Source organism: Kitasatospora sp. NPDC048715, from assembly GCF_043198905.1.
GTDB lineage: Bacteria > Actinomycetota > Actinomycetes > Streptomycetales > Streptomycetaceae > Kitasatospora > Kitasatospora lactacystinica.
The window spans coordinates 203,977-230,425 of sequence record NZ_JBICVH010000009.1 but is presented as its reverse complement, the minus strand read 5'-3'; the positions used below and the strand labels follow the sequence as shown (position 1 = coordinate 230,425).

14 protein-coding genes are annotated in these 26,449 nt (G+C 73.9%); 5 read left to right on the top strand and 9 right to left on the bottom strand.

Going from position 1 to position 26,449, the window contains the following annotated elements:
- The first annotated feature begins 269 nt into the window (after window positions 1-269).
- Entirely contained in the window at window positions 270-569 is a 300-nt protein-coding gene (locus tag ACGFSC_RS18830; protein WP_359904599.1) for a hypothetical protein, read from the top strand.
- 329 nt (window positions 570-898) lie between these two features.
- Here ACGFSC_RS18830 and ACGFSC_RS18825 read toward each other — a convergent pair whose 3' ends face one another.
- The 3 genes from ACGFSC_RS18825 to ACGFSC_RS18815 all read right to left on the bottom strand — a co-directional run bounded on the left by ACGFSC_RS18825 (window position 899) and on the right by ACGFSC_RS18815 (window position 4,413).
- Complete coding sequence (locus ACGFSC_RS18825; protein ID WP_359904596.1) at window positions 899-1,720, bottom strand: SDR family NAD(P)-dependent oxidoreductase; 822 nt, start codon at window positions 1,718-1,720, stop codon at window positions 899-901.
- A 638-nt stretch (window positions 1,721-2,358) separates the two neighbouring features.
- Window positions 2,359-2,919 carry a hypothetical protein gene (locus ACGFSC_RS18820; RefSeq protein ID WP_359904593.1) on the bottom strand — a complete coding sequence of 187 codons (561 nt, stop codon included), beginning with the start codon at window positions 2,917-2,919 and terminating at the stop codon, window positions 2,359-2,361.
- A gap of 375 nt (window positions 2,920-3,294) precedes the next feature.
- Window positions 3,295-4,413 (bottom strand): hypothetical protein, encoded by a 1,119-nt coding sequence (locus tag ACGFSC_RS18815; protein WP_359904590.1) that lies wholly within the window; start codon window positions 4,411-4,413, stop codon window positions 3,295-3,297.
- 380 nt (window positions 4,414-4,793) lie between these two features.
- Here ACGFSC_RS18815 and ACGFSC_RS18810 point away from each other — a divergent pair, with 380 nt between their 5' ends.
- Complete coding sequence (locus tag ACGFSC_RS18810; protein WP_359904587.1) at window positions 4,794-6,233, top strand: alpha/beta fold hydrolase; 1,440 nt, start codon at window positions 4,794-4,796, stop codon at window positions 6,231-6,233.
- 29 nt (window positions 6,234-6,262) lie between these two features.
- Here the strand turns inward: ACGFSC_RS18810 and ACGFSC_RS18805 are convergent, their stop codons facing one another.
- The 3 genes from ACGFSC_RS18805 to ACGFSC_RS18795 all read right to left on the bottom strand — a co-directional run bounded on the left by ACGFSC_RS18805 (window position 6,263) and on the right by ACGFSC_RS18795 (window position 17,304).
- Entirely contained in the window at window positions 6,263-7,621 is a 1,359-nt protein-coding gene (locus tag ACGFSC_RS18805; protein ID WP_359904584.1) for a GAF domain-containing SpoIIE family protein phosphatase, read from the bottom strand.
- A 179-nt stretch (window positions 7,622-7,800) separates the two neighbouring features.
- Window positions 7,801-15,366, bottom strand: coding sequence for a LamG-like jellyroll fold domain-containing protein (locus ACGFSC_RS18800; RefSeq protein ID WP_359903106.1), 7,566 nt, complete (start codon window positions 15,364-15,366; stop codon window positions 7,801-7,803).
- 285 nt (window positions 15,367-15,651) lie between these two features.
- Window positions 15,652-17,304: a phospholipase D-like domain-containing protein gene (locus tag ACGFSC_RS18795; RefSeq protein WP_359903109.1), complete on the bottom strand. Its 1,653-nt coding sequence runs from the start codon at window positions 17,302-17,304 to the stop codon at window positions 15,652-15,654.
- A 482-nt stretch (window positions 17,305-17,786) separates the two neighbouring features.
- Here ACGFSC_RS18795 and ACGFSC_RS18790 point away from each other — a divergent pair, with 482 nt between their 5' ends.
- Window positions 17,787-18,281 carry a universal stress protein gene (locus ACGFSC_RS18790; protein ID WP_359903112.1) on the top strand — a complete coding sequence of 165 codons (495 nt, stop codon included), beginning with the start codon at window positions 17,787-17,789 and terminating at the stop codon, window positions 18,279-18,281.
- A gap of 226 nt (window positions 18,282-18,507) precedes the next feature.
- On the opposite strand, the gene ACGFSC_RS18785 is transcribed toward ACGFSC_RS18790, so the two are convergent.
- From ACGFSC_RS18785 to ACGFSC_RS18775, 3 genes are all read right to left on the bottom strand, one after another.
- Window positions 18,508-19,845, bottom strand: coding sequence for an MFS transporter (locus tag ACGFSC_RS18785; RefSeq protein WP_359903115.1), 1,338 nt, complete (start codon window positions 19,843-19,845; stop codon window positions 18,508-18,510).
- Window positions 19,846-19,980: 135 nt separating this feature from the next.
- Window positions 19,981-20,337, bottom strand: a complete 357-nt coding sequence (locus tag ACGFSC_RS18780; RefSeq protein ID WP_359903118.1) for a metalloregulator ArsR/SmtB family transcription factor — start codon at window positions 20,335-20,337, stop codon at window positions 19,981-19,983.
- A 155-nt stretch (window positions 20,338-20,492) separates the two neighbouring features.
- Complete coding sequence (locus tag ACGFSC_RS18775) at window positions 20,493-23,264, bottom strand: SpaA isopeptide-forming pilin-related protein (protein ID WP_359903279.1); 2,772 nt, start codon at window positions 23,262-23,264, stop codon at window positions 20,493-20,495.
- Between the two features lie 376 nt (window positions 23,265-23,640).
- On the opposite strand from ACGFSC_RS18775, the gene hcp reads away from it, so the two are divergent.
- On the top strand, window positions 23,641-25,311 hold the full coding sequence (gene hcp / locus ACGFSC_RS18770) for a hydroxylamine reductase (protein WP_359903121.1): 1,671 nt from the start codon (window positions 23,641-23,643) through the stop codon (window positions 25,309-25,311).
- Entirely contained in the window at window positions 25,308-26,357 is a 1,050-nt protein-coding gene (locus ACGFSC_RS18765) for a 2Fe-2S iron-sulfur cluster binding domain-containing protein (RefSeq protein ID WP_359903124.1), read from the top strand. Before hcp ends, ACGFSC_RS18765 begins: the two co-directional genes overlap by 4 nt.
- Window positions 26,358-26,449 lie beyond the last annotated feature (92 nt).

Below are 26,449 nucleotides of genomic sequence, written 5' to 3'. Positions count from 1 at the left end.
GGAAGCGTCAGGCGGACCGGCACAACGCGGTACGGGTGCGGGCGGCCAGGGGGGCGTCGCCGCCGCCACCTGTCCGGTCCGCCTTCCTGCCGGCGTTCCGTTCGGTGAGGTAGATCTTGCCGAGCCGCGATGGTCACGGACAGTCACGAAGATCCGGTGCCGGAGCGGCGGTACCTGGATCACGTGACACGCCCCGCGGCCGGAGCGGTGACGGAACTGCCGCCGGACGGAGGCCTGACAGCCGCGGGTCCCGCCTGTAGCGTCGCCCCATGACCGACGAGATCACGGCCAGGGCAGGCAGAGAGTTCTACACGTTCGACGGCCGGATCCTGGAGGTCTTCGGGAGCTGTCCGAAGCGGTTCCACATCCGGAACACGGACCTGCGGGTCACGGGCCCCGACCGGAAGGGGAGGCGGACCGTCGAGGTCGTCGCCGGTTCGCCCGAGGCCCCGGCGACGCAGCACACCTGGCACCTGTCGGCCGAGGAATGGCAGCGGGCGCAGGGCCTGGAAGCCCTGCTGGAAACGGTACGGGCGGCCATCGCGTCCGCCCGGGGGCACGGAGCCTGAGGGTTCTCCGCAGCTGCGGCCGGGGACGGCCGCAGCCCTGTCAGCGGCTCGGTCTTGACAAAGCATTGGCGGCGCCTCGGCCGGTGATCGTCCGCTGCTGTTCGCCGGACCCGTCACAGGTCCGCACGCCGATCACCTTCCGGGAGCGCCCGAGCCCCGGGGGCCTCAATGGGTGCACCCGGTGCCGGTCGCACGCGGCACCGGGTGGGTCCATCGGGTCAACGCCCGCTCTTCCGGCCGTGGTTGGCCCTCTTCCTCCGCCGGGCCCTCTTCTCGCGGGCGCGCTTGGACATCGTGCCCCTCCTCCCGGTCCGTGGGGTGCCGGCGGTTCAGGCGGCCCGGCCGGCCAGCTGGTCGGCGAGCTTGGCCAGGCGCTTCAGCGAGCGCTCCTCCTGGACGGCCGGCGCCACGGGCGCGACCGCATCGCCGTCGAAGTAGGCGCCGTTGGCCACGACCGTCCCCGGCAGGCAGAGCCGCACCACGGCCGCCGCCCCCTCCGCCGCCGGCGCGCCGGTGCGCCCGTACAGCGGAAGCAGCGCGGTGGCGCACTGGCCCGGGTCGAGGCTGACGGCGGTGATGCCGGAGCCGGCCGGGGCCATCCCGGCGGTCGCCATGGTGAGCGCCAGCTGCGACTGCGCGTACGCGGCGACCCGCGAGTACCTCTTCGTCCGGTGCGGGTCCGACCAGTTCATCGAGGCGGTGCGGTGCAGCGAGGAGGAGACGTTGACGATCCGGGCGTCGCCGGCCGCCGAGAGCGGGGCGCGCAGCAGCCTCGCCAGCAGGTGCGCGGCCAGGAAGTTGACCTGGAGCGAGACCTCGTTGCCGTCGCCGGTCAGGGTGCAGCGCTCGGGCGCCATCGCGGCGGCGTTGTTCACCAGCAGGTCCAGCGCCGGGTAGTGCTCGACGACCGTGCCGGCCAGCGCCGCGACCTCGGCGAGGTGGGTGAAGTCGGCCGCCAGTTCGACGAGTTGGTTCCGCCGGGCGCCCGCGGCGACCAGCCGCTCGACGGCGTCCGCCGCCTCGGCGGCGGTCCGGGCGTGCACGAGCACGGTCGCACCGTGCCCGGCGAGCAGCCGGGCGGTCTCCCAACCGATTCCGGAGGAGGCACCGGTGACGAGGGCGGTGCGGGCGGACAGCACAGTGTCGGACATGACCCATCCAAGGGTGGAAGGCACCGGCGGGGCGCGGGAGTTGCGCGGCACGAGGCCGCTCGCTCCCGGGGCCGCCGGTGCGGGAAAGGTGTGGTGCGATGAGAGGACGCCGCCCGTCCCCCGCCCCTCGGAGCCGGTCGGGGCCGAGGAACGGGCGGCGGCGATCGGCACGGAACCGGTGGAGGACACCGAAACCCGTGCCCCGCGGCCGGCGGAGAGCGGGAAGCGGCTCGGTCCTACCGGACGGCGGTGGCGACCGCGACAGCGACGATCCGCGGCCGACTATGCGGCGGGCGGTCGTGGTGGCGTGTCGAGCGGTGCATGTGCTCCATCAAAGCCCGCCCGCGGGCCCGGGGCAAGCGCGTTCACCCTCCCTGACGAACCCCTGACGAACCCCTGACGCCCACCGACGCGCTGCTGACGCGTCGTTGACGCGCACACCCGACCGGGGTGCCCACGGCGACCGGTGTCCCGGAACACGGCGGCACGGGTGCCGTCAGCCCCTGCGGTGCCACCACGCCAACTCCGCGTCCGCCGTCGGTTCGTGGTGCGTTCGCCGGAGAAGGCGGCCGCGCGCCGACGGGAGAGCTCTTGTTCGCGGCCCTCGCGCCGACGACCCCGGCCCGGTGTCCGGTGCGTCAGCCGGTTGCCGGCCCCGGCCGGTGGGACAGGCGGATCACCGTCGTGGAGTCGACGGTGCGGGCGCCGGCCATGGTGCCGCACCCGGTGCTGATGCTGGTGCCCGTACCGCTCAGCGTGTCACCGGCGAATCGCGCGCTGTCGGAGGTGACCCTGCCGGCGGCGACCAGCGAGGCGGTCCCGTAGGCCTTGACGACGTCGACGCGGTCGAACCCGAGCGTGGAGACGGCGCCGTCCGCCCAGGTGACGCGGGTGGCCGAGGTGTCGCCGTGCTCGTCGCCGGTGCATTCGGTGCGCGGCAGGGTGACGGTGTGGTCGACGGTCCCGGCGGCAACGGGCCGGCCTGCCGGGTCGACGCACTTCACGGTGCCGGTCATGTGCAGGGTGTCGGCCTGGGGTGCGTTGCCGCCGCCGGGGTCGACGGGGGTGTCGAAGGTGCCGTGGAGGGTGCGCACGCAGGTGGCGTCGACCTCGGGATCGGCGGAGGCGGCGCCGGCCGGAATGGCCGCTTCGAGGAGTGCCACGGCAGTGAGTGCGGCGCCGACGAGTACGGGTTTCATGAGCTGGATTTTCTCCTGTTGAATTCGGGTTCGATCAACGATTTTCCTGGGCCACGACTTCGGCGCCGCGCACGGGAGCCAGGGCCGTAACCACCCGGTCCACCCGCGAGAGATATTCCGACCGGGAAACGATCTGATCGTTATCCGAATCAAACATTGAGAAGATACGACGTTCTACTTCATCACACACAGCAGTCCCCTCCGGTATTCGTCCGCGGTTTTCCGGAACCGCACAATACCGACGGAGACGCCGGTTCCCAGGAGGCGCGCGATCCGGGGAGGCGCCCGATCCACCCGCCACCGGCGGGCCGCGGTGCACCGGCCGCGACCACCGCCGGTGCACCGCTCCTCCTGGTTCCCGCACCGTTCCCGCGCTCAGTGCAGGACGTCGAGGGCGTTGTCCGCGTCGTTGACGAAGTAGACGGCGTCCCGGTCGAGGTCCAGCGCGAGACCGAAGAGCGCGCCGGCGCCCGGCGGAGTGCCCTCGTTGTTGATCTGCTTGCTCGCCACCTGCCGCCCCTCGGGAGTCGTCTCGACGATGTTGCCGTCCCCGCCGTTGACCGTGAGGATGTCACCCCGGGGTGCGATCGCCAGCCCCAGCGGGGCGTTGAGGCCGCCGCCCTCGGTGACGACCCGGCCGATGCCCGCGCTGTCCGTGCGGGCGACCGCGTGCGGGATCGCGGTGATCCGGCTCAGCACCGCGTCGGCGACGAACAGCGTGCCGTCATGGCCGAGGCCGACCCCGGTCGGGCCGACCACCAGGGCCGCCGGGTCCGTCCGCTCGGGGAACCCGGAGCCGATCTCGGTGGTGGCCACCCGCTGCGGCGGCCGGTCGTCCTCGGTGCACAGGGTGATCCGCAGGACGGTGCCCCGGTCGACCTCCGCACCGCCGCCGGCGACCGTCCCGTTGAGCACGTTGGTGACGAACAGCTCGCTGCGCTTGCCGGTGCTGACGGCGGTCATGTCCCACGGACCGTTGATGCCGTCGCCCGCGATGGTCTCCCGGACGGTTCCGTGCCGGTCGAGCACCAGCAGGCAGCCGGCCTGGGCGGTGTCGGACGTGCCGTCCGCGGTGGGCAGGCTGCCGACCACGACCCAGCCGCCGGGCAGGACGGTCAGCGCCGTGGTGAGGCCGACCCCGCCGGGGCAGGGGCCGGGCAGGTTGTTCGGGTCGATCGTGGCGAACGTCGTCCTGCTGCCGCCCGGGGTCACCTGGACCAGGGTGGTGCCGGTGCCCTGGAGGTTGGCCGAGTTGTTGAAGTTGCTGATCAGGACGTTGCCCCGGTGCAGGTCACCGACGCTCTCCTGGATGGTGAACGTGCCGTACGGGTTGACGTCGCCGTTCTCGGGGACAGTGGACGCGACGGCGGACACGGTGTGCAGCCGGTCCAGGAACGGCGGCGGGTCCGCCGCGCCGGCCGGGGACGCGGCAGCGGCCAGACCGAGGGTCAGCGCGGTGGTCACCAGCGCGTTCGAACATGCCCGAAGCTTCATGTGCACATGCCTTCTGGAGGGCGGACCGGACCTCCGGTTCCCGGACGGCCCGACCCGCGGAAGTACTCGGATCGCCCCCGGAACGCCACGCTAGGCGCAGGCCGCCGCCCCCCGCCTCACGACGTCCGCCAAACGCTGATCACACTGAGTGACGACAATGGGCCGATGCTCGGCGGGGCGCTGGACCTCGTCGGCATCGCCCTGCCCGAGACGGTGCAACACCCGTACGCGGGCGCCGCTCCGCCTTCCGGGGCCGTCCGGGGCCTGACGGTTCGTTCCCACTCGGATCCCGCCCGAACGCTCGCCATCGACGCGCCCCGGGCGCAGGCTGCTTCCGTGACCGTGTCCGTACGGACGCGGTGCGAGCGGAAGGACGACACATGACGAGCACACGCGGCCGCATCGCCGCCCTGGCGGGCGCCTTCGCGGTGGTCGCCGGCACCACCCTGGCGACCCCCGCCCTCGCCTCCACCGGAGCCGGAGCGTTGGCCGGAGCCGGAGTTGAGGCCGGTGCCTCGGCCGGCGGCGAAGCCCCGGCCGGCGGCGGGATCACCGGGCAGGCACCCTGCCCGGACGCGCCCGAGTTCACCTGCGGGACCCTCACCGTCCCGCTCGACCACAGCGGCGCCACCCCCGGCAGCCTGGACCTCGCGGTCGCCTTCACCGGCAACACCAAGGCGCCCAAGGGCGACCTGCTGTTCCTCACCGGCGGCCCCGGCCAGCCCGGCGTCCCGACGATCAAGCAGATCGCGGGCAAGCTGGAGCCCGTCCTCAAGGACTACCGCCTGGTCATGTACGACCAGCGCGGAACCGGCCGGAACGCGCTCCAATGCCCCGGCCTCCAGGAGGACATGGGCTCCTCCGACCTCGCCCTGCCGCGCAGGCAGTCCGTCACCGACTGCGCCACCGCCCTCGGCACCGACGCCCGCCACTACAGCACCGCCGACACCGTCGCCGACATCGACCTGCTGCGCCGCGCCCTCGGCGACCGGCGCCTGACCCTGGACGGCGTCTCCTACGGCACCATCGTCGCGAAGCGGTACGCGCTCGCCCACCCGGCGCACGTGGCCCGGCTGGTGCTCGACTCGGTGGCGCCGCCACAGGGTTTCGACCCCCTCGACCTGGCCGCGCTGCCCGCGAGCGCCCGGATCCTGCGGGCCGTCTGCCGGGCCACCGGCTGCACCACCGACCCGGCCGCCGACCTCGCCGCCACCGTTCGGCGGTACGGCAACGGAGCGCAGATCCTGAGTGCGCTCACCGGCTACGAGTTCATCGACCCGGACTACGGCGGGGTCCCGGAAATCCTGCACGAGGCCGCCGCCGGGCAGCCCGCGAAGCTCCAGGACTTCTTCGAACTCGTCCACCGGGAGGTCGACGCCGCCCCGGCCGAGGATCTCAGCCAGGGGCTGCACTCCGCCACCCTGTGCGCCGACTCGCACTTCCCGTGGGGCACCACGGACACCCCCGTCGAGGGCCGGGCGGCCGCGCTGGAGCGCGCCCGGCAGCGGCTGACCACCGAGCAGACCTGGCCGTTCGACCCGGCGACCGCGACCGGGCTCGGCAGCCTCCTGGTCTGCCTGGACTGGCCGCGCGAGCCCGTCCCGCCGATCCCGCCGGCGCACAGCATGCTGCCCGACGTGCCGGTGCTGCTGCTCGGCGGCGACCGGGACCTGGCCACGCCTTATGAACTGCTCTTCCAACAGGCCGAGTTCGCGCACCATCCGCAGATCGTGATCGTCCCGGGCGCGGCCCACTCGGTGCAGAACCGGGCGGCGAACCCGGCCGGACGGCAGGCGGTGTACGACTTCCTGCTGAAGTAGCGGGGGGCGGCTTCGGCCCCGGGGCGGGACTACGGCCGCCGGTCGGTCCGCTCCTCGGCGGGGGTGCGGATGGCGAGGACGGCCATGTCGTCGTGGCCGTCGCTGGGGTGGTGGTCGGCGAGGAAGCGGACGAGATCGTCCAGGGGTTCGCCCGCGTGGGCGGCGGCGAGCTCGGCGAGCGCGTCCAGGCCGCGGTCGATGGGATGGTCGGGGTGTTCGACGAGGCCGTCGGTGAACAGGACGACGGTGCTTCCCGCGGGCAGCGGCTCGGAGTGGTCGGGGCGGTGGAGCTCGGGGTCGATGCCCAGCGGGATGCCGGGTTCGCCGTCCAGGTACCGGGCTCGGCCGTCGGGGGTGAGGACGAGGGGCGGCGGGTGGCCGGCGGTGCTCCAGTGGACGGTCCAGCCGTCGGCGGCGGGTTCGATCCGGGCCAGGCACGCGGTGGTGACGGGCAGGTCGGTGATGGCGCGCACGGTGAGGTCGAGCCGGGTCAGCACCGAGCTGGGAGGGCTCCCCCGGTCGTACAGCAGGGCGCGCAGCATGTTGCGGGCCTGGGCCATGGCGGCGGCGGCGTACAGGTCGTGCCCGACGACGTCGCCGATGACGGCGGCGCAGGCCTGGTCGGGCAGGACGGCGGCGTCGTACCAGTCGCCGCCGACTCCGGCCGGTTCGGCGGCGGTGCGGTAGACCGCGGCCCCGGAGAACGGGCGCAGGTCCGGCAGCGTGGGCAGCAGCAGCCGCTGGAACTGCTCCGCGCTGTCGCGCAGGTGGCCGAACAGGCGGGCGTTGTCGATGGCGATGCCGGCCGCGCCCGCGAGGGCGCGCACGATCTCCTCGTCGTCCTGGTCGAACGGCCGGCCGTCCGCGCGCTCGGAGAGGTAGAGGTCGCCGTAGATCTCGCCGCGGACGGTGACCGCCACGCCCAGCAGGGTGCGCATCGGCGGGTGGCCCGGCGGGAAGCCGACGGAGGCCGGGTGGGAGGGGATGTCGTCCACGCGCAGCGGCTCGGGGTGGCGGATCAGGTGGCCCAGCACTCCGCGCCCGTGCGGGAACCCGGTTCCGGCGAGGGCCGCGCGCTCCTCCTCGGTCAGGCCGGCGGTGACGAAGTGCTCCAGGTGGTCGCCGGAGGGGGCGAGGACGCCGAGCGCGCCGTAGCGGGCACCGGCCAGGTCCATGGCCGTGGTGACGATGCGGTGCAGCACCGCGGGCAGGTCCAGGTCGCCGCCGATGGCCAGGACCGCCGACAGCAGCCCCTGCAGCCGGTCCGTCGACCTCGCCAGGGCGCGCAGCTGCGCCGCGGCGCCCTCCACCTGTTCGTCCGGATCGGGCCCCGGCCCCGGCAGGTCCCCCTCGGCCGGTGGCCCGGCGGGCTCCCCCGCGGGGCTCATGACATCGCCTCGTTCATGACCGCCAACGCTACCCACGCCACCTCCGCCCGGCCGGGAGCACGCGCCCGCGCGTGGTCGATGGCGCGCCATCGACCACGCGCGGGCGCGGCGGACGGACCCGGGGTCCGGTCCTGGTGCGGGCGCCGCGGAACGGGCCCGCCCGCACCAGGACCTCGGGCTCAGGCCTCCACGCCGTAGTACTGGGCGAGGAACCCGATCACGTCGTCCGCGTGCGGGAGCAGCTCGGGCAGTTCCCGGGCGAGCGTCGTGCGGGTGGCCTCGGCCAGTTCGGGCAGTCCGGTGGCGGCGGACTTCACGTACGGGTCGAGGCGGCGGACGAGTTCGTAGTTGCTCTCCACGTCCAGCTGTCGCATGGCCTTCTCCAGCGCCGGCGCGTCGGCCGGCGGGATGTCGGGCAGGACCCGGCTGACGAAGGTGACGCGGTGCAGGACCCGCCAGCACGGCGGCTTGCGGTCGGCCTGTCGGGCCTGGCGCAGCGCCGCCGCGTTGGGGTCGTGTCCGTTCTCCAGCCAGACCGGGTCGACGACCTTGTGGAAGAAGCTGTCGAAGTGTTCGCTGTCCTCCCCGAGGTAGAAGCTGAGGAAGCGGTAGGCGTCCACCTTGCCCGGCACCTTGACGGGGTTGCCGTCCCGGTCGAAGACCGGGTTGCGGTCGGTGTCGTAGCTCTGCAGGTTGCCGCTGGGCGCGACCTCCACCTCCAGTCCGAAGGAGCGGGTGGCCTCCTTGCCGCGGGCCCGGGTGGCGGTCATCCCGCCGCCCACGGAGGCGTCGAGCTGGGCGCCGACGCCGATGCCGGCGATCTGGAAGGAGGTGCCGATCGAGGTGCCCACGGAGCCGGAGAGCGAGTACGAGCCGGCCGTGGTCTCGCTGAGCACGTCGGTGGTCTCGGTGGTCTCGGCGAAGAAGCCCCCGGCGGCCGTCCACACGTAGGTGTTGACCAGGTCGCGCCGGGAGAAGCCCTGTCCGGTGGCGCTGTCGGCGGTGTCCCGGCCGCGGGCCGGCGAGGCGTCCGCGCCGATGGCGCCGCCGAGCACCCGGCCGGCCCGCTGGGCGAGCGGGTCGGGGGCGTGGGTCTCGGTGGAGACGCTGTCGTAGTAGCTGTGCAGGCGCTGCTGGTCGCGCTGGATGCGGCGCTTGAGCGCGTACGCCTCGCGGGGCTTGAAGTAGCTGTACTCGCCCCGTTCGCGGGCGCCCCGGTAGTCCGGGTCGGCGACCTTGCCGCGTTCGTCGAAGCCGACGGTGCCGTCCAGGGTGCCCTGCTTGGTGTAGCGCGGGTTGATCGGGAAGGGGACGACGTTCCAGTCCTTGGGGATGTCCGGGTTGGGCTGGATGCGGTAGGCGACGAGGGAGCCGGTGTGCGCCAGGCGCAGCGCGAAGACGTCGGCGGTCTGCGACTGGACGACGGCGAAGCCGGTGTTGGCCGGGACGTACCGCCGCCCGGCGGTGGGGTTGAGCACCCGGCCCGGGTCCTCCCAGTGGCCGGTGAGCGCGACCTTGGTGGTCCGGGCGGTGTTCTCGCCCTGGGAGACGGAGGTGTCCTCGGCCCAGCTGTTGGAGAACTCCAGGTTGCCGCGCACGCTCGCCGAGACGCCGCCCTTGGCGATGGACTTGGCGATGCCGAAGCCGAGCGGGGCGGTGATCATCCAGACGTCGACGTCGACCTCGTTGGAGAGCGCGAAGCCGAAGGCGGCGTCCACGCTGCGCTCCTTGGCGGAGGACAGCGAGCGGACGACCTGTTCGGCCTCGGTGAGTTTGACGGTGGAGGCGCCCTCGAAGGTGTCGCTGCCGGGGTCGGTCAGGCCCGCGGTGAGGTTCTCCGAGGGGATCGGCGGGGCGCCCTCGACGTAGCCGATCAGCTGCGGGTCGAACTGGATCTGGCTGACCCATTCGCTGACCAGTTCGCCGACCTTGTAGCCGGTGATCAGGTGCCAGCGGCCGTCCTGGAGGTAGCTGTAGGCGCGCTTGAGGACGCCGAACGCCTCGCCGCGCGAGCCGTACTGCATGTCGGCGTACTCGGCGACGGCCGGTGCGGCGCCGATGCTCTGGTGGAACGGGGTGCGCAGGCCGGCCAGGGCGGAGCGGACCTGGGCGGCGTCGTTGGAGACCGGCGCGCTGGACAGCACGGTGCGCGGGCGGGTGGCCTCCGGGCCGAGTTCCAGGTGGTTGCCGCGCAGGCCCTCGTCGCGGACCTGGGCGGCGCCCGCCTCGGTGGAGTCCCGGTCGAACGGCCAGTAGGCGACCAGGTCCTCCTTCTCGCCCTTGAGCCGGGTGAACAGGTTGTCCAGCAGCTGCTCGTGGGTGCGGGCGGTGCGCCAGATCCGCACCTCCTCCAGCACGCCGGCGAACGCCTCGGCGGGCTTGCCGTCCTTGAGCACGGCGCCCAGGGTCAGCTGCGGGTCGCCGGCGGCGGCGAAGGCGGTGGTGTCGGGCAGGCCAGGGGTGCCGTCCGGGTCGCAGGCCACGGCGACGCCGTTGCGGTACAGGCGGAAGACGCTGCCGCGCGGGTCGGGGTTGCGCACCCAGCGGGCGCCGCGCAGTCGGGCCGGGTGCGAGCCGGTGGCGTCGGCCGTGGTGCCGCCCGCGTTCTCCTCGAAGCGCCAGTGCGCGACCAGGCCGCGGTCGCGGGCGGTGACGGGGGTGCCGAGCCGGGCGGCGTCCCGGGCGGCGCCCCAGATCCGGACCTCGGCGAGCACCCCGGTCAGCTGCTGGACGGTGGCGCCCTCGCGGGCCCGGCCGAGCTCCAGCGGCGCGTCGTTGCCGCGCGGCCCGGAGCCCTCGTAGCGGCCGGCGCCGATCTCCCGGCCGTCCAGGTGGAAGCGGATGTCCTGCCACTCGCGCACGGCGAGCGACTCGACCAGCTCGACGCTCCGGGTGACCGGCTTGCCGTCGGCGCCGGTGGCGGTGATCTGCTGGGTGCCCTTCTGCTCCTGCATGGAGCGGCCGCCCTTGCGGACCACGGCGATGCGGTGGAACTGCCCGGCCGTCACGCCCTCGGTGGAGGTGAAGCGCACGGCGCGGCCGTCGGGCTCCTCGAAGGCGAACTCCAGCCGCCCGTCCGGGAGGACGGCCAGCCGGTACGGCACGCTGCCGCCGACGCCGTCGGCGGTGCGGCCCTTGGAGAGCAGGCCCTGGGTCTCGCCGAGCCGGTCGACGCGGGCGAACACCTCCAGGGTCAGGTCGTCGGCGATGTCCAGCGCGTCGTCGTCCGGGACTTCGAGGTGGGCGTCGCCGGTCAACTCGACTGCCCAGGACTGCTGGTAGGCCAGGGCGAGGTGGCTCCACTCGCGCAGCGGGAAGGTCTCCCGGCTGACCACCCGGCGGTCGCCGACGGCCGCGACGGCCCGGTAGCCGCCGTCGGCGACCGGTGAGCGGGCCGGGACGGGGGTCGGCATGCCGCGCAGCTCGGCGTCGCGGTTGTTGCCGGAGCGGTCGGCCAGGACGGGCTGCGCACCGGAGGCGGGCGCGGAGTACGTCCAGTAGCCGAGCAGTCCGGACTCGGTGCCGTTCAGCCGCTTCCCCTGGTCGGCCCGGAGCTCGTCCCCGCCGCGGGCCCTGGACCAGAGCCGGACCTCGTCCAGCCGGACGGAGGCGAACTCGCGGGGCCAGCAGAGCACGGTGCCCAGCGAGATGCGGCCCTGCCCGCGGTACGGGGCGTTGGCGGTGCGCCGGGCGATCTCCCGGCCGTCCAGGTGGATCACCTGCTGGCGGGTCTCGCGCTGGAAGACGCAGGCCCAGTGGTGCCACTTGGTGTCGCCGAACACCTGGGTGGTGTCCAGGTCGTCGCCGTAGAAGGCGAAGGTGAAACGGCCGTTCGAGCGGAAGCCGATGTGCAGGCTCTCGTCGGCCCGCCCCTGGTCTCCGCTGTGGCCGAGCACGAAGTGGTCCCGGGAGTCGATCATGGTGCGCTGGGCCCAGAACTCCACCGTGAAGTCGCCGTCGCCGAAGCCGAACGCACCGGGCACCACTGCGGCGTCGTCCGTGCCGTCGAAGACCAGCCCGGACGTCCCCCGGGTGCCGAGCAGCCCGAGGCCGTACGGGGTGTCCCCGGCGTTGGCGTGCAGCAGCCGCACCGGCCCCTCGACCCGCTCCGGGTTGATCCAGGCCTCCAGGGTGAGGTCGCCCGGGGTCGTGGCCCGGGGCAGCTGCCCGGCGGGCAGGGCGAGGAAGCGGCCCTTGCCGTCGAAGGCGTAGGCGCGGCCCGGCATGTCGGCCCGCCAGCGCCCGCTGTGGCCGCGCACCAGCCCGTCCGCGCTGCCCAGCGGCAGTTCGGCCAGGCCGCCGGGGTCGACGGTGATCAGCCGGGAGCCCTCGGCGAGGGTGCTGCCGGGCTGCGAGGACTCGGACCAGCGGTGGTCGTAGCGCACCCGCTGCACGCTCATCCCGGGCGTCAGCAGGGTCGGCTCCGCACCCGCGCCCAGGCGCAGCGACTTCGACCCGGCCGGGTGGCTGCCCTCGAAGCGGAAGCCGTGGCCGCCGACGGTCACGAAACCGGGGCCGGCCAGCGGGGCGAGGGTGCCCTCGGTGAACTGCACCACGTCGCCGTCGATCCGCAGCACCGTGCCGATCGTGACGGGCTGCTCGGCCGCGCCGTTCACCACCGCGGCGAAGTCCTCGGCCCGGCGCGGCAGATGGGACCACTTCTCGGTCTGCCCGTCGTGCCGGATCGTCAGGGTGACCTGCGCCGGCCCGTCCCCGGCTTCGACGGTGATCCCGGTCGGGCCGAGATCGGTGGCCGCGTCCCGGGCCGTGAAGGAGACCGTCCGTCCGCCGGAGGGCAGCTGCCGGGAGGAGCGCAGCACCTGGGTGTCGTAGTAGGCGGCGAAGAACTGGCCGTTCCCGCCCCGGAAGTAGAGCACCACGTTGCCGGTGGCGCTGTCCAGCAGGAACGGGCGGTCTGCGGCGCGGGCGAAGCCCAGCAGCGCGCCGGACCCGCTCAGCCCGGTGCGGTCGACGGTGAGCTGGGGAACCGGCAGGGCGATGTCGTCGGAGCCGCGCACCCCGCCGGTGAGCCGGCCCAGCTCCTCCTGCTTGGCCGCGAGTCCGGCCTGCTGGGCGGCCAGGTCGCGGCGCAGCTGGGCGAGCCGGTCCTGCTTGACGGCGAGCAGTTCCAGGCGCCGGCCGAGTTCGGAGATCCGCTGGTTCAGCCGGTCGGTGGCGGGGCTGGTCCTCAGCGAGCTGTCGATCCGCTCCAGGGCCAGGACGCCCTCGCCGGAGGCGTTCGCCGTCGAGTAGTCGTACTGGACGATGCGGTCGCCCTGACTGTCCCGGGCGGCGACCAGCCTGCTGCTGCGGCGCACCACCAGGCCGGTGCCGTTCCAGGTGTCGAGCGCGAAGTGGGTGGAGTCGTTGTCGGCCTCCCGGTCGTACTGGATGATGCGGGCGTCGTTGCCGGTCTCACGGCCCGCGACGTTCATGTCGAGCCCGGAGTTGGCGTTCCGGACGAAGTAGCAGGTGACGCCGTTGAGCGTGGTGCCGGTCGGCTCGAAGGTCCAGATCGTCGACGCGGCCTGCCGGTCGGCGGTGCGCACCAGCGGGGCGACGGCGTCCTTGCGGTTGCCGTCCACCGCGAGGTACTGGTCCTTGCCGTCCCTCTGCAGCTTGAACCGCAGCCGGTAGCGCCAGTTGGTGACGTCGTTCTCCAGCGTGGCGCGCGCCTCGGCCCGCTGGCGCTCGATGTCCGGGATCTCCGCGGTCTCCAGCTGGAGGCGGGTGATCTCGGCCTCGGTGCCCGCGATGTCCCGGGTCAGCCGGGCCACCTGGGCGTCCACCTCGCCGGCCGCCTCCACGTTCCCGCTGGACTCCGGAGCGGCCAGCACCGGCAGGGCCAGTTCCTCCGGGACCTGCGCCAGCCGGCCGTCCCGGCCCACGCCCAGGTCGACGGTGGCGACGTAGGCCTCCTCGGTGGCGGCGCCGGTCACCGGGTCGGGCCCGCCGGTGGTGCAGGCGAGCAGCACCCTGGCCTGGCGCTTGACCGGCTTGGCCGTCCGCTCGTAGCCGGCCGGCGCGGTCTCCTGCTGGTGGTGCAGCAGCGCGGACAGGCCGGAGACCACCCGGCGCCCGGTGAAGGCGAAGCTGCTGCGGCTCACCCCGGGGTCCTCGCCGACCGGGGCCTCGGAGGTGACCCAGGCGGGTCCGCCGCTCAGCGCGGCGTGCCGGGCGTGGTCGGTCTGGTCGTGCAGCGTGGCGCCGGAGCCCTCGTCGAAGCGGTAGTAGGCGGCCAGGCCCGGCTCGTTGCCGATCAGGCGCCGGCCGCGGTCGGCGGCGATCTCCGCGCCGCCGCGCGGGCGGAGCCAGATCCGCACCTCGTCCAGTTCCGCGCGCCCGAACGACCGCGCACCACGCCCCAGGGTGAGCCCGCCGAGGCCGGCGTACGGCATGTCCGTGGTGCGGCGGCCGAGTTCGACGCCGTCGCGGTAGACGATCTGCTCGCGGGTGTCCCGGACGAAGACGCAGGCCCAGTGGTGCCAGTCGGTGTCCGTCCAGCGCTGCGGCAGGTCCAGGTCGTCGTGGAAGAAGGCGAAGGTGAAGGTGTCGTCCGGGCGGAAGCCGATGTGCAGGGTGCGCAGCCGGACCCCCTTGGAGGCGCCGTGGCCGATCAGGAAGTCCTCGCGGCCGCCGGTGGCGGTGCGCCGGGCCCAGAACTCCACCGTGAAGTCGCGGTCGGCCAGGTCGAGGGCGCTGCTGGGCAGTTCGGCCACGTCGTCGACGCCGTCGAAGCGCAGCGCCGTCCCGGCGCGGCCGCCCTCGCCCGCCGCGGGCACCAGCGGCCTGCCGGTGAACGGGCAGGTGCCGGGTGCGCCCTCGTGGACGGCGCTGCGGTAGCGCGGGTCGGGGCTGGTCCAGGCCTGGGTGCCCTGGGTGTTGAACAGGCCGTCCCTGCTGCGCTCGACGCTGAAGCCGTCGATCCGGCCGGTGGCGTCGTTGTGCGCGAAGACCTGCCAGCGCTCCCGGCCGTGCACGGCGGTGGGGACCAGCAGGGCGGTGAAGCGGCCCTCGGAGAGGTTGCGGACGAAGGACAGTTCCTGGGTGGGCTCGACGAACGGCTGCCCCTCCATGTCCTGGGTGCCGAGGCTGTACTTGGCGGAGTCCGGGCGGCCCTTGTGCCGGCTGCGCCGGTAGCGGACCTCCAGCACCGGCTTCAACTCGCCGCCGGCCAGGACGAAGCGGTCGCACAGCAGGGTGGCGTCGACCACCGGGACCTTGGCCTCGCCGCCCTTGGCCAGGTGGTCGGTGCGCGCCGGGTCGCCCGAGGAGCCGGCGCCGTCGGCGAGCCGGAACACCGCGTCGGGGTGGTCGGCGCGCACCGACTGGCGCAGCACGTACAGGTGGGTGCCGTCGGAGAGGACGTGGAAGGGGGCGGCGGCGCCGAGCCGCGCGGTGCTGGACAGGAACCGGTCCAGTTCCTGCTCGTCCAGCCGCTCCGCCGCGTCCGCCTCGACCCGCCCGCCGCGCTTGACGACGGGCATCCGCACCGTGCCCGCCACCGCGTAGCCGACCCGCGCCACCTCGGAGGGGAAGCGCAGTTGCAGCGGGTCCTCCGACCAGTACGCCGCGTCGGCCTCGCCCTTCGCCTCGTCGTGCTGCGACAGGTCCAGGACGCTGTAGACGATGCGCCGTTGGTCGTCCATCGCGAACGCGACCGTGCTGCCCTGGTGCCGCAGGGTCGTGGTGTGCACGTAGGCGCGGTCGCTGTAGACCTTCGCCAGGTGCTGCGTCTCCGTCAAGCTTCCACCTCACACCCGGTGGCCGCGGGGTCACCGGCGGCCACACGATCAACACGGATCGTGTCCACGCTCTCACCGGCCGTGACGGTCCATCAAGATGCTTTCGCGCCATGACACACGGGTGATCACGCCACCGCTCTTCCGCCTCTCGAACGGGAAGTCGAATCACCGCTCGTCGCCCGCGGCGCGCGACCGCGGAGGGCGGACCCCCGCCCCGGGATTCCGGAGCGGGGAGCCCGCCGGCCGGACGGCAGGCATCAGGCGTCAGGCATCAGGCACCGGGCGTCAGGCGCGGCAGGTCCCGGTGGACCAGTCGACGGTCGCGGCGGCCTGCGAGTACTGCCACTCGGGCCCGAGCAGGTCGCGGTCGAGCTGCGCGGCCGCGTCGCGGCTCTCGACGATGTAGCCGAAGTCCTGCAGCCAGGCCGGGTACAGGTTCTTCGAGCCGATGTAGAAGGCCGAGTCGTCGACCGAGACCAGCTTGTGGTGCAGCGCGTACGGGTGCCCGTCGGCCCAGGTGGCGGTGGGGGCGGCGCGGAAGGAGGCGAGCTGGAGGTTGCCGCAGAGGGCCGCGGCGGCCTTGCCCTGGTCGCCGGTGAGCGCGGTGAGCCGGGCCTTCAGGACGTCGCTGATCTCGGCGAGGGACTTCATCTGCGAGTAGCCTCCGCTGCCCACGGTGCCCCGGTTGGCCGGGTCGCTGACCACGATCCGCACCTTGACGCCGGCGGCCAACTTGGCGGCCAGCGTGTCGTAGAGCCGGGAGTCGTAGCGCGAGAGCGGCGGGCAGGTGCCGTTCAGGTCCTGCTGGGAGATCTCGACGTGCCGCTGGGCGCTGCCGACCAGGGCGCGCAGGGCGTTCTCCTCGGGGTTGACGGTCTCGTAGTCGCGGTCGGCGTTGGTGTTGTCGTGCAGGGTCAGCGGGCCGCACTTGGCGTCCGCCGCCCCGGGGACGGGACCGGGCTGGTAGCGGGAGGAGGGGTCCGCGTCCTTGATGCCGACGCCGAGGCCGCCGACGGCTATCACCGGGACGTTCCCGGCGGCGGGGGCGGGCGGGTTGAGCTCGCGTTCGATCGAGGGGCGGCAGGCGCCACCGTCCGAGGAGGCGAACCACGCGTTGTCGAGCAGGCCGGTCCGGCCGCAGGTCCACTCCCACAGGGTGTCCAGGTAGCGGCCGGCGGAGGTCGCGGCGGGGCCGGTGAGCGCGAGGTCGACGTCCGAGACGGGGTGCGCGGTGTCGAGGTAGTCCTTGCTCCAGCCGTTGATGCCGCCGGTGAGGACGGTGCGCCCGTCGACCACCAGGAGCTTGGAGTGGTTCCAGGAGAAGGCGGTGCGCGAGGCGGTCATCGAGGCGATGTTGAGGCTGACCGAGGAGGCGGCCGGTCCGAGCTCGGCGACCAGCTCGTCCCGGTAGCGCGACGGCAGCACGTTGGCGTTGTACAGCGGCGCCGCGCCGACCAGGATGCGCACGACCGGGCGGTGCCCGGCGGCGACCGAGGCCTTGAGCCCGGCGACCAGGGCCTCCTCGAATCCGCCGTCGGGGAACGGCGCGAGGCTGGAGACGTCGACGGTACGGGTGGCGGCGGAGACGTCGGCGGTCATCTTCGCGAGCAGCGCGCGGGTGCCGGGCCGGTCGGCGCAGGTGGCGTCGCCCCAGCAGGCGGGCGTCTGGAACAGCCAGCCGGCGGGGCCGCCGGCCCGGTCGGCGCCGGCCAGGGCGTTGCCGTCGGTGCGCTGCCAGACCGTGCCCTCCAGGCCGGGCGACACCTGGCGCAGCACCCGCTCGACGGCGTCGAGGTGGGCGGTGTCCGTGCCCTGCGCGGGCGCGGGGTCGGCGTGGGACGGCGCGGCCGGCAGGACGGTGAGCAGGGTGCTGGCCGCGACGGCGGCGAGGGCACCGCGCAGAGCGCGGCGGGGTCGGCGGGAGCCGGGACGGTACACGTGAGGATCCTTCAGAACATGGCAGGCGTCGTGCTGTTCGCCTACGAGACACCCAGAGACTACCGGCTGGTAACAGGCCGTCAAACTTGGGCATGACAAGAGCGTGGACGGGGCCGGCCGACCCCGGCGGGATCCGGCCCACGCCCCTGAGCTGCACCGACGCCGCCGGCCGAGCCGCCGTGCAGCCGTGCAGCCGTGCAGCCGTCCGGCAGCTGTTCGCCGCCCGGGGAGATCACGCCGCGGGCGGCGGTCGGCGCGCAGCGCGGTCCGGCCCGGCCCGGCCGACGGAGGAGCACGGACATGCCGCCGCGCCGTTGCCGGAGGATCATGAAAGCAGTGGACGCGCCGGTCTCCGCGCCTCCCCGGATCCGCCGATTCACCGAGTCGCCGAGTCGCCGAGTCGCCGATTCACCGATCCACCGATCCACCGGATCCGCCGAGCCTGTCGGTCCGCTGCCAGGCCTCACCTCCTGGAGGTCCCCGTGAACAGCTCACCCGCGTCAAGTCCCGCCGGGCCGATCGTCGTCGGTACGGACGGCTCGGAGCACGCCCGCAGGGCCGTGCTCTTCGCCCTTCGCGAGGCACAGCTGCGGAGAGTGGGCGTACGGGCCGTCTGCGCCTTCGGCGGCCGACACGCCGATCCGCCGGACCGGGCCATGACGGGCTGGTTCCGCCCGAGCGGCGATCCGGAGCCGCATCTGCACGACGCCGTCGCCCGGGAGGTGACGGACCTGGTCGAGGAGCTTCGACAGCAGGTCGGCGAACCGTACGTCGAGGTCGAGGTGCGCTGCGAGCACGGCCGCCCGGCTCAGGTCCTGCTGGAGGAGAGCCGGGACGCCGGCCTGCTGGTGGTGGGCACCCGCGGTGCCGGCCGCTGGGGCCGGCTCGCCCTCGGCTCGACCAGCACCGAGATCGTCCACCACGCCCACCTCCCCGTCGTCGTCGTACCGCCCGAGCCCGGCACCGCGCCCGGGTGAACCCCTGCGCCCGGCGTCCCGTCGAGGGCCCGCACACGTGCGCCGGGGAAGGCCGGCGTCTCCGTGGTCACCGTGCGCGGGGTGGCGTTCGCCGGGTCGCGGAGCACCCGGTGCGACCGCCCCGCCACGAGATCGATCCCGCCCGCGGCCGTCACGCCGGACGGCGAGGCGCTGCCCGCCTTCCAGGACACGCGGGTCGGCACCGGCACACCAGGTGTCCGTCCGGTCAGCCGGGGACGGTGGCGCCGCCGCGTTTCCCGCTCGCCGCCACCGCGGCCGGGCCCGTCGTCCCGGGCACCGCGCGCCAGGCGCGGGCGGCGAGTACACCGGAGGCGAGGGCCACGGCGCCGAGGGCGACGGAGGCCGCGGTGAGGCCCAGGGTGGCGCCGAGCCAGCCGGCCAGGGGGTAGGTGAGCAGCCAGCAGCCGTGGGAGAGGGAGAACTGGGCGGCGAAGACGGCGGGAAGCTCCTCGGCGGCCACCGAGTCGCGCAGGACCCGGCCGGTGGGGGTGAGGATCAGCGAGCCGACCGCGCCGAACGCCGCCCAGACGGCGAGCAGGACGGGCCAGCGCCAGGCGCCCGGCCCGGCGGCGGTCAGCGCGGCGAGCAGGGCGAAGAGGCCGACGATGCCGAAGGCCGCCGGGAGCATGACGGTCCGGTCCGGCAGCCGGTCCAGCACCCGGGGCAGCAGCAGCGCCACGACCATCGACCCGGCCCCGTAGGCGCCGAGCGCGATCGGGACGTCGGTGGCGGGGCGGCCGAGCGGGCCGCGGACGTAGACGACGGTGTTGACGATCACCATCGCACTGGCCGCGGCCGCCGCGAGGTCCAGGGCGAGCATCGCGCGCAGCCGGGGCACGGCGAGGAACAGCCGGGTGCCGCGGACGGACCGGGCGAGGACGCCCCCACCGGGCCGCGCCCGGTCCCGCTTCGACCGGTCCCGCTTCGACCGGACCGGCTCCGGGCCGCCCTGCCCGACCGGCTCCGGCCGGACCCGCTTCGGCAGGGCGGCGGAGAGCACCAGGACGGCGGAGGCGAGGAACCCGGCGGCGGTGCCCCAGAACAGCCAGTTGTAGCTGATCAGCGCGAGCAGGGCGGCCGCGAGCACCGGGCTGACCAGGCTCTCGGTGTCGTAGGCGAGCCGGGACAGCGACAGGGCGCGGGTGTACGCGCGCTCCTCGGGCAGCACCTCGGGGATCACCGACTGGAAGGCCGGGGTGAAGGCCGCCGAGGCGGATTGCAGCACGAAGATCAGGACGTAGACCTGCCACACCTCGGTGACGAAGGGCAGGGTGAGGGCGACGCCCGCCCGGGTGAGGTCGGAGGCGGCCATCAGGCGTCGGCGCGGGATGCGGTGGGCCAGCGCGGTGACCACCGGGGCGATGCCGACGTACGCGAGCATCTTGATCGCCAGTGCGGTGCCGAGCACCGATCCGGCGTCCGCTCCGGCGAGGTCGTACGCGAGGAGGCCGAGCGCGACGGTGGCGAGGCCGGTGCCCACCAGGGCGACGATCTGGGCGGCGAACAGGTGCAGATAGGTGCGGTTGCGCAGCACGGACAGCATGGAGGACCCCGCTCGGACTGGGCGCGGCAGGACGACACGACCAGGATAGGTCAACATGTGCACGCATGTGCACATGTTGACGAAAAGGCGGCCCGCACCCCGGAGGGCACGGGCCGCGGAGCCGGAGGGTACGGGTCAGTCGTGCGGGGGGAGCTCGCCGAGCTGGTGGTCGGCGACGCTCAGCGCCTCGTCGACCAGCCGGCGCAGGTGGCCGTGGCGCAGCGCGTAGACGACGCGCCTGCCGTCCTTGCGGGTCGTGACCAGGCCGGCCAGCCGGAGCTTGCCGAGGTGCTGGCTGACCGACGTCCGGGGGGCCCCGGTCGCCTCGGTCAGCGTGGTCACGTCGGCTTCACCGGCGCTCAGCCGCTGGAGCAGGGCGAGCCGGGTGCGGTCCGCGAGCAGCGCCAGGATGCCGGCCGCGGCCTCCAGCCGCTCGTCGTCCCGATGCTCCTGCGCATGGTGTGCACCTGATATCCGAAGGCTCCCGCTCATGGCGCCATCGTAGGGCCCCGGGCCGGCCTGCCGAAGCGCCGCGACACCGGCCCGGGCACCGCCCGGCCGGAGGGGCCGCCATGGGCTCCTCCGGCCGGGTCGTCGTCTCACGCGGTCACGAGCTCACGCGATGACGAGCTCGCGCGGTCACGAGCTCACGCGTTCATGCCCCACAGGAAGCCCGGCACGGGCGTGTAGCGCACGTACGGACTCCACTCGTCGCCCGGCGGGCAGGGGGTGGGCGGGCACGGCGGCGGCGGGCACTTGCTGTCCTCCACCGTGATCGCCACGCACGGGCAGTCCTTGCTCAGCCCGACCTCGGTCACCGGGTGCTGCGGCAGGCTGTAGCCCTCGGGCGCGGAGACCTCCTGCCAGTAGTACGTGCCCAGCGGGAGACCGCTCGCGGAGCAGACACCCGACGCCGGCGTGACGCACGGGGAGCCGACGGCCGTGTCGGGGTTGGCCCCGGAGGTCTGCAGACCGGGCACGCCGTTGCTCTCGCGCCACAGCTGGAAGACCGCGCCCGCCAGCGGCCGGCCCGTACCGGCGTCGACCTTGGTGACGGAGGTCGACCCGTTCGGGGCGGGCGTCCTCCCGTCCCGGACGGTCACCTGGATGTTCTGCCCACCGGTGTCGAGGACCACCGTCGTCACCGCGGGCCGCGGCAGGTCGTAGCCGGGCGGAGCCGCCGTCTCCTGCCAGTAGTACGTCCCCAGCGGCAGGCCGTCCGCAGAGCAGACGCCCGACGCCGGCGTGACGCACGCGGAGCCCACGGCGGTGTCGGGGTTGGCCCCGGAGGTCTGCAGACCGGGCACGCCGTTGCTCTCGCGCCACAGCTGGAAGGAGGCACCCGCCAGCGGCTGCCCGGTGGCGGAGTCGACCTTGGTGACGCCGGTGGTACCGGTGGGAGCGGTGGTCTGGGTGTCGGCGACGCCGACCGGGGTGTGCTGCCCGTTCATGTCCAGCACCACGGTGGTCACGTTGAGCTCGGGCAGCTCGTACCCGTCGGGCGGCGAGACCTCCTGCCAGTAGTAGGTGCCCAGCGGCAGGCCGTCCGCCGAGCAGACGCCCGACGCCGGGGTGACGCACGGGGAGCCGACGGCCGTGTCGGGGTTGGCCCCGGAGGTCTGCAGACCGGGCACGCCGTTGGTCTCGCGCCACAGCTGGAAGACCGCGCCCGCCAGCGGCTGCCCCGTACCGGCGTCGGTCTTCGTCACGGTGGTGGACCCGGTGGGGGCGGTGTTCGGGGTGTCGGCGACGTTGACCGGGGTGCTCTGCCCGTTGGTGCTCAGCACCACGGTGGTCACGTTGAGCTCGGGCAGCTCGTACCCGGGGGGCGGCGCCGTCTCCTGCCAGTAGTAGGTGCCCAGCGGCAGGCCGCTCGCCGAGCAGACTCCCGACGCGGGGGTGACGCAGGCGGAGCCCACGGCGGTGTCGGGGTTGGCCCCGGAGGTCTGCAGACCGGGCACGCCGTTGGTCTCGTGCCACAGCTGGAAGGTCGCGCCCGCCAGCGGCTGCGAGGTCGCCGAGTCGATCTTCGTCACGCTGGTGGAGCCGGTCTCGACGACCGGGCTCCGGGTGTCCCGGACGGTGACCGGGACGTTCTGGCCGTTGGTGTCGAGGACCACGGTCGTCACCGCGGGCTGCGGCAGGTCGTAGCCGGGCGGAGCCGCCGTCTCCTGCCAGTAGTAGGTGCCCAGCGGCAGGTCGGCGGTGGTGCAGAGGCCGTTGCTCCCGGTGGTGCAGGGGGCGCCCACCTTGGTGTCCGGGGTGGTCCCCGAGGTCTGCAGGCCCGCGACGCCGTTGGTCTCACGCCACAGCTGGAAGACCGCGCCCGCCAGCGGCTGCGAGGTCACCGAGTCGACCTTCGTCACGCTGGTCGAGCCGGTGGGAGCCGGGGGGTTGCCGCAGTCCGGGAGGTCGCCGTTGAAGGGGTAGGCGTGGAACTCGGTCCCGGTCATGCCCGAACCGGAGTTGTGCAGCAGGGTGCCGGTGGTGAAGAACCGTCCGTTCAGGCCGGGCAGGTTCATCGTGGCGGTGCTGGCCGGGTTGCCGACCAGCACGCTGCCCTGGAACTGCCCCGATCCCGTGAGGGTGACGGTCGTCGCGGTGGGGAAGTTCCACAGCAGTCGCTCGCGCAGCTGGTTCCAGGGGTCGGTGTCCTGGAGGCTTCCGCTGTAGGTGTTGATGGTGCGGGCGCCGCCCACGAGGTTGACGAGCACGGTCGCGTTCGCGGGGATTCCGGCGAACGCGACGCCCTGGGTGGAGCCGCCGCGCCCGACGATGTCGAAGTCGACGTTGAAGACCTGGAGGGCGGAGGTGCCGTCACCGGTGAACAGGGTCTGGAACCCCTGGTTGACGGCGGTTCCGGTGGCGGGGCGGGGCGTGCCGACCCCGGCGTAGCAGGCGCTGGCCGTCTGCAGCTCGCCGCGCAGCGGCGTGTAGGCGGCCACGGCCCGCGGGTCCTGGACCTTGGTGCCGGTGATGGTGCCGGTGGTCGTGCCCGCGTAGCGGACGACGCCTCCCTCGGCCAGGAGCGACTGCCCCGGGGCCACGGTGACGTTGCCTCCGGCGGTGAGGAAGTCGGCCCCGTCCGGCGGGGGGACGCGCGAGCCGACGCCGACGATGCCGATGTTGTAGACGGAGCTGACTCCGGCGGCCTTGTTCATGCTGAAGGAGCCGAGGGTCACCACGTGCCCCTCGGCCTCGGCGGCCGAGCCGCTGACGTTGAAGTCGCCGCCGACGAAGATGTTCACGCCGGCGTCGCGCCCCGCGAAGGGCCCGTTGTTGACCGGCGGGAACGTCGCCGGGCAGTCCGCGCCCAGGCAGGGCCCGAGGCCTCCCGGGAGGCCTGCCGCGTAGGCGGCCGTCGGTGCGACGAGCGACATGCCGAAGGGGACGAGCGTCAGGGCCAGGGCGGATCCCATCACCCTGCCTAGTCTTCGTCCCCAGCCGACGGCGGTCGTCGGATGCTGACTGGGCTTCACGTCAGTCCTTTCATCACATGAACATAAAGACAACCCTCGGAGTGTTCTCCTCGAAGCCCCGAGCGGCGGCGACCCACCGGTGTTTTCGTCTGAACGCTGCGTCAGGTGCACCCGATCGGACGCGCACCCAAGGACCCGCGGACCCGGCGGACCCACGGACACGGCAGGCCCGGCGCCGGTGCACCGGCAGGGTCTCCCGGCCCCGGATTGGGGTCCTCCGACCCTGATGCGCCGTCAGCACTGACCCCATCCTGGACGCGTCGAGGCCCACCCGCCGCCTCGCCCGAACGACACCACGAGTCCCCGGAGGACCCGCATGTTCTGCTTCCAGTGCGAACAGACCGACCGCACCGGCACCACCCCCGGCTGCGCCGGTCCGATCGGCAACTGCGGCAAGGATTCCCCCACTTCGGACCTCCAGGACCTGCTCATCCACGCGGTCAAGGGCATCTCCCAGTACGCCGCCAGGGCCCGCGCCCTCGGCGCCCCGGACGACGAGGCCGCCGCCTTCGTCCTGTACGCGGTCTTCACCACGCTCACCAACGTCAACTTCAACCCCACCCGCTTCGCCGCCCTGATCCAGCTGGCCGTCGGCGTCCGCACCCGGGCCAAGGAGCGCTACGAGCGGGCCGCGCGCGCCGCCGGCCAGGAGCCGCAGACGCTCACCGGGCCCGCCGCCTGGACCCCCGGGGCGGACCCGGCGACGCTGGTGGGCCAGGCCCCGGACGTCCGGGTGAACCTCGGACTCCCCCTCGTCGGGCCGGAGGTCGTCGGGCTCCGCTCGCTCCACCTCTACGCGCTCAAGGGCATCTGCGCCTACGCCCACCACGCCGACGTGCTCGGCCGCCGCAGCGCCGAGGTCCTCGGCGGCGTCGAGGACGCCCTCGCCTACCTGGCCGGCGAACCGACCGACCCCGCCGAACTGCTGGAGCGCGCCGTCGGCCTCGGCCGGCTGAACCTCGCCGCGATCGAACTGCTCGACGCCGCCAACACCGGCACCTACGGCCCCCAGCAGCCCACCACGGTGCGCACCACCCCCGTCGCCGGAAAGGCGATCCTGGTCAGCGGCCACGACCTGCGGGACCTGGAAGCCGTCCTGGTGCAGACCAGGGACCAGGGCATCAACGTCTACACCCACGGCGAGATGCTCCCCGCCCACGCCTACCCGCTGCTCAAGGCCCACCCGCACCTGGCCGGCAACTACGGCGGCGCCTGGCAGGACCAGCAGCAGGAGTTCGCCGCCTTCCCCGGCCCGATCCTGATGACCTCCAACTGCATCATCGAACCGCACGTCAGCTACCGCCGCCGGATCTACACCGCCGGACCGGTCGGCTGGCCCGGCGTCCGGCACCTCGCCGACCACGACTTCCGTCCGCTGATCCAGGCCGCCCACGCGCTGCCCGGATTCCCGGAGACCGCCGCCGAGGAGGAGGCCGTCACCGTCGGCTTCGGCCGGGACGCCGTGCTCGCGGTCGCCGACCAGGTGGTCCACGCCGTGCGGCAGGGCACCATCCGTCACTTCTTCCTGATCGGCGGCTGCGACGGCCCCACCCCCGGACGCGACTACTACACCGACTTCGCCCTCGGCGCGCCCCGGGACAGCGTGGTGCTCACCCTCGGCTGCGCCAAGTACCGCTTCAACCGGCACGACTTCGGCGAGATCGCGGGCCTCCCCCGGCTGCTGGACCTCGGCCAGTGCAACGACACCTACTCCGCCATCCGGATCGCCACCGCGCTGGCCGACGCCTTCGAGTGCGAGGTCGACGACCTGCCGCTCACCCTGGCCCTGTCCTGGACCGAGCAGAAGGCCGTCGCCGTACTGCTCACCCTGCTCGCCCTGGGCATCCGCAACATCCACCTCGGCCCCTCGCTGCCCGGCTTCCTGACCCCCGCCCTGGTCGACGAACTGGTGAAGCGGTTCGACCTGCGGGTGATCGGCGACCCGGCGGCCGACCTGGCCGCGGCCCTCGAACGGACGGCGTCATGAGCACCGCCGACCCGGCGGAGGCGACCGGCCCGCACCCCGTCACCCTCACCACCAGCGACGGCGGCCGGCTGGAGTTCGACTGCGCCCCCGGCCGCAGCGTCCTGGAGGCCGCGGCGGAGGCCGGCGCCGCCCTCCCGGCCTCCTGCCGCCGGGGCACCTGCGGCTCCTGCCACGCCTCCGTCACCGACGGCCCGTACGAACTCGGCCCGCACAGCGAGCAGGCCCTCCCCCCGGGCGAACGCGAACACGGCGAGGTGCTGCTCTGCCGCACCTTCCCGCGCGGACCGCTGACGGCCGCCCTGCCGTACGAGCAGTCCCGCATCCTGTACGGCGGCATCCCGGTCCGCGAAGCCACCCTCACCGCGGTGGAGCCGGTGACGCCGGACACCGTACGGCTGGAGCTGCGCCTCGACGACCCGGACTGCCAGTTCGACCCGGGCCGGTTCATGGAGCTCCAGGCTCCCGGCAACGAGGTCGGGCGCGCGTACTCCCTCGCCAACACCGGCAACTGGGAGGGACGCCTGGAGTTCTTCGTCCGGCTGCGGCACGGCGGGCACTTCTCCACGTACCTCGCCGAGCGGGCCCGCCCCGGCGACCGGCTCACGGTACGCGGCCCGCAGGGCGCCTTCGGCCTCCACGAGACCGGCCTGCGGCCACGCTGGTTCGTGGCCGGCGGCACCGGCCTCGCCCCGCTGCTGGCGATGGTCCGCCGGATGGCCGAATGGCAGGACCCGCAGCCCGCCCGACTCCTCCTCGGCGTCAACGAACCGCAGGACGTCTTCGGACTGAACGAACTGGCCGCCGTGGCCGCCGAGTTGCCCGGCTTCCGGTACGACATCTGCGTCCGGAAGCCGGGCCCCGACTGGTCCGGACCGACCGGCACCCCGGCCGACCTCCTGGCCGCCGCCCTCCCCGAACTCGGCACCACCACACCCGACCTGTACGTCTGCGGCCCGCCACCCCTGGTCGACGCCGTCCTGCACACCGCCGCACTCGCCGGCGTACCGTCCGACCAGATCCACCGGGAACGCTTCCTGGCCACCTGACCCCCGCCGCCCCCGCCCCTCACCCGCCCGGGCCGCCACCGACCTGATCGGCGGCGGCCCTCGACGTCCGTGCCGGCCCTGGTGGCGGTGAA

Bases quoted from the DNA above. Each gene is read 5' to 3' on its own strand.
- ACGFSC_RS18775 (WP_359903279.1), bottom strand. From the start codon at position 23,264: ATGGGATCCGCCCTGGCCCTGACGCTCGTCCCCTTCGGCATGTCGCTC.
- ACGFSC_RS18815 (WP_359904590.1), bottom strand. From the start codon at position 4,413: ATGAAGCTTCGGGCATGTTCGAACGCGCTGGTGACCACCGCGCTGACC.
- ACGFSC_RS18820 (WP_359904593.1), bottom strand. From the start codon at position 2,919: ATGAAACCCGTACTCGTCGGCGCCGCACTCACTGCCGTGGCACTCCTC.
- ACGFSC_RS18825 (WP_359904596.1), bottom strand. From the start codon at position 1,720: ATGTCCGACACTGTGCTGTCCGCCCGCACCGCCCTCGTCACCGGTGCC.
- ACGFSC_RS18830 (WP_359904599.1), top strand. From the start codon at position 270: ATGACCGACGAGATCACGGCCAGGGCAGGCAGAGAGTTCTACACGTTC.
- ACGFSC_RS18810 (WP_359904587.1), top strand. From the start codon at position 4,794: ATGACGAGCACACGCGGCCGCATCGCCGCCCTGGCGGGCGCCTTCGCG.
- hcp (WP_359903121.1), top strand. From the start codon at position 23,641: ATGTTCTGCTTCCAGTGCGAACAGACCGACCGCACCGGCACCACCCCC.
- ACGFSC_RS18785 (WP_359903115.1), bottom strand. From the start codon at position 19,845: ATGCTGTCCGTGCTGCGCAACCGCACCTATCTGCACCTGTTCGCCGCC.
- ACGFSC_RS18780 (WP_359903118.1), bottom strand. From the start codon at position 20,337: ATGAGCGGGAGCCTTCGGATATCAGGTGCACACCATGCGCAGGAGCAT.
- ACGFSC_RS18805 (WP_359904584.1), bottom strand. From the start codon at position 7,621: ATGAGCCCCGCGGGGGAGCCCGCCGGGCCACCGGCCGAGGGGGACCTG.
- ACGFSC_RS18765 (WP_359903124.1), top strand. From the start codon at position 25,308: ATGAGCACCGCCGACCCGGCGGAGGCGACCGGCCCGCACCCCGTCACC.